This window comes from Sandarakinorhabdus oryzae (assembly GCF_009733735.1).
GTDB classification, from domain to species: domain Bacteria; phylum Pseudomonadota; class Alphaproteobacteria; order Sphingomonadales; family Sphingomonadaceae; genus Sandarakinorhabdus; species Sandarakinorhabdus oryzae.
This window is the reverse complement of record NZ_WNJP01000262.1, coordinates 1-2,694: the sequence shown is the minus strand read 5'-3', so window position 1 is coordinate 2,694 and position 2,694 is coordinate 1. Positions and strand designations below refer to the sequence as shown.

Annotated in this window: 4 protein-coding genes; 3 read left to right on the top strand and 1 reads right to left on the bottom strand. The window is 65.6% G+C overall.

What is annotated here, in order from left to right:
* Window positions 1-462 precede the first annotated feature (462 nt).
* Window positions 463-1,059 (top strand): polyhydroxyalkanoate synthesis repressor PhaR, encoded by a 597-nt coding sequence (gene phaR / locus GJ693_RS15300; RefSeq protein WP_156257108.1) that lies wholly within the window; start codon window positions 463-465, stop codon window positions 1,057-1,059.
* Window positions 1,060-1,283: 224 nt separating this feature from the next.
* Complete coding sequence (gene dksA / locus GJ693_RS15295) at window positions 1,284-1,772, top strand: RNA polymerase-binding protein DksA (protein WP_235902976.1); 489 nt, start codon at window positions 1,284-1,286, stop codon at window positions 1,770-1,772.
* Between the two features lie 156 nt (window positions 1,773-1,928).
* Here the strand turns inward: dksA and GJ693_RS15290 are convergent, their stop codons facing one another.
* Window positions 1,929-2,096 (bottom strand): YdcH family protein, encoded by a 168-nt coding sequence (locus GJ693_RS15290; protein WP_156257107.1) that lies wholly within the window; start codon window positions 2,094-2,096, stop codon window positions 1,929-1,931.
* 228 nt (window positions 2,097-2,324) lie between these two features.
* Between GJ693_RS15290 and GJ693_RS15285 the strand changes: the two genes are divergently transcribed.
* A complete protein-coding gene (locus GJ693_RS15285; protein ID WP_156257106.1) occupies window positions 2,325-2,522 on the top strand; it encodes a YdcH family protein in 198 nt (65 codons plus the stop codon).
* Window positions 2,523-2,694: the final 172 nt, after the last annotated feature.

Genomic DNA, 2,694 nt, shown 5'->3' with positions numbered 1-2,694 from the left:
CCGCCTTGGCGGCGGCGCCGGGCGGGCGGCCTGCTGATAGCGGGCGAGGCCGGCCAGCGCCGTGGCGAGACGGGCGGGATCATCGGCGCAGGCCGCCTGCAGTGTGGCGAGGAAGATGGGGAGCGGATGCGGGCCGGGGGAGCGGGTCATGGGGATGGGCACGCACAGGCGGGACGGAGAAGGCGCGGACGGGTGCGGCCGGCGGCGGGGCCGCCGAGTCCGCTGATGTGCCAAGGGCAGGCAGCAAGGAAGAGCGTGGCGGAGCCACGCCGTCGAAACTGCTCTGCTGGCCTGCGGGCCAGCAGCCAGCGGGCCCCATCGAAGTAATACTTCGATGGGTTCCCGCAGCCCGGCCGGCCTTGCGCCTGTCGGCGCGCAGGATGCGCGCGCGCGGCGCTGCGGCATTGCACCGCAGCATGCCATTTGCTAGGCGTTATGGTCTGCCTCTGATTGGGACGCTCCATGGCCAACGCCTCTACCTCGTCTGATGCGAAAGCCGGCAAATCCGGCCAGCCACCGGTCGTCATCAAGAAATACGCCAACCGGCGCCTCTACAATACCGAAACCTCCAGCTACATCACGCTGGAGCATCTGGCCGAAATGACCCGGCATGGCCGCGATTTCCAGGTGTTTGATGCCCGCACCGGGGAAGACATCACCCGCAGCGTGCTCACCCAGATCGTCATGGAAGGCGAAGCCGGCGGCCAAACCATGCTGCCCACGTCGTTCCTGCGCCAGATCATCGCGCTTTATGGCGACTCGATGCAATCGATGGTGCCGCATTATCTCGAAGCCTCGATGGCGGCCTTTGCCGAAAACCAGGCCATGTTCCGCACCGCCGCGATGAAGCCGTTCGAGCAGCTGGCCCGCCAGAACCTCGCCATGTTCCAGGCGGCGACCGAGATGATGACCGGCGGCCTGCGGCGCGACTCTGGCCGGCATGCGCCCGAACGGCCGGCGGAAAAGCCACCCGAAAAATCGCCCGGCGCCGATGAAGTGGCGCAATTGAAAGAACAATTGGCCGCCATCCAGGCCCGCATCGACGGGCTGAAGGGCTGAACCAGCCGGCCATGGGCTGCCACCCGACGCACGCAGAATCCCCACGATGTGAAAATATCGTGACGGCGATCCCATGCCCGCATCACCGCTTGCCGGTGACGCGTCAGAGGTTTATGGGGCGCCCAGGGAGTAACTCCGGCCGGAGGGGTCTGGCAGGATGAGGTTCGGGTCTGGAGTTTGGCCCGCAAGGGACAGACAGCCAGCCCCGTCTATGGGGTGGTGGTATGAAGAGCGAATCGAATGGTGCCTTTTCCGGTCCGGGCAATAACAGTGATGGCGTCTTGATCGTGCCTGCTCACGGCGACGATCTGCCCCCCGGTTACCGTCCGAGTGCGGACGAAGAGTTCATGAACCCGCGCCAACTGGCCTATTTCCGCAAGAAGCTGCTGGCCTGGAAAGACGAAATCCTGAAAGAATCGGAAGGCACGCTGGAGGCGCTGAAGGCGGAACCGCTGCGCGAACCCGATCTGACCGACCGCGCCGCCAGCGAGACTGACTGGGGCATTGAACTCAGGACCCGTGACCGCCAGCGCAAGCTCATCTCCAAGATCGACGCCGCGCTGCGCCGCATCGAGACCGGCGATTATGGCTGGTGCGAAATGACCGGCGAGCCGATCAGCCTGGCCCGCCTGGAAGCCCGCCCGATCGCCACCATGACCATCGACGCCCAGGAGCGCCATGAGCGCGACGAGAAGGTGAGCCGCGACGAGTAAGCGGCTGGCCGGAACGGCATGCGACCCACGACAGACTTGCGCGACGAGAAGGTGAGCCGCGACGAATTAGAGTCGGTGGCTGCCTGGGCGGTTGCTTCCCGGTGATGAAAGGCCACGGCCCCCGGCATGACGCCCTGGGCGGCGGCAAATCGGCGATCAGTGGTGCTGGCTACCCTGCACGATCGCATCCTTCAGCTTCAGTTTTTCGCGTTTCAGCCGGCGCAGCGTGGTCGGGTCCGGCAGGGGCCGCTTCAATTCGGCGGCAAGGTTGGCATCAATCCTGGCATGACGGGCCAGCAGTTGGTCCCGGTGGGCATTGGCCATTGGCACACTCCCTTTTTCATCCCGGCGCCGGGTCTGAATCGCGCGGCAGCGGGATGGATGAGTGCATCATGGATTGCCGGGCCTGTCCATGCCCCGTGCGGCGATTCATCGCCGGTTTGGCATGATTTCGTCGTGCCGGTGGCGGCCCTCTTGCAGCCAGGCGGCAACAGGCGTTAACGCAGGGCAGCCGGCCTTGAGGCCAGCCAGCACAAAGGGGAGCCTTCCACGGTGGACGAAGCGGAAATCCGCGCCCGCATCGAAGTGCTGAAGCAGGATCACCGCGACCTTGATGCCGCGATTGATGCCTTGCGGATGCTGCCCATGCCCGACATGATTCAGCTGCAGCGCTTCAAGAAGAAGAAGCTGCTGCTGAAGGACGAGATTGCCATGCTCGAGGATCTGCTGATCCCGGACATCATTGCCTGACAGGTGGCATGGTGCGCCGCTGCCAGCTGCTTGTTGCGCTGCTGTTGAGCGGTGTCGCCAGCGCGCAGGACGTGCCGGCCGATCCAGCCATCGCCCGCCCGTGCCGCGAGGCCGCTGAAGCCAGCCCGCCCTCGCGCGGCCAGTTGCGCCGCTGCGACCAGGCCATCCGCCA

Bases quoted from the DNA above. Each gene is read 5' to 3' on its own strand.
- phaR (WP_156257108.1), top strand. From the start codon at position 463: ATGGCCAACGCCTCTACCTCGTCTGATGCGAAAGCCGGCAAATCCGGC.
- dksA (WP_235902976.1), top strand. From the start codon at position 1,284: ATGAAGAGCGAATCGAATGGTGCCTTTTCCGGTCCGGGCAATAACAGT.
- GJ693_RS15290 (WP_156257107.1), bottom strand. From the start codon at position 2,096: ATGGCCAATGCCCACCGGGACCAACTGCTGGCCCGTCATGCCAGGATT.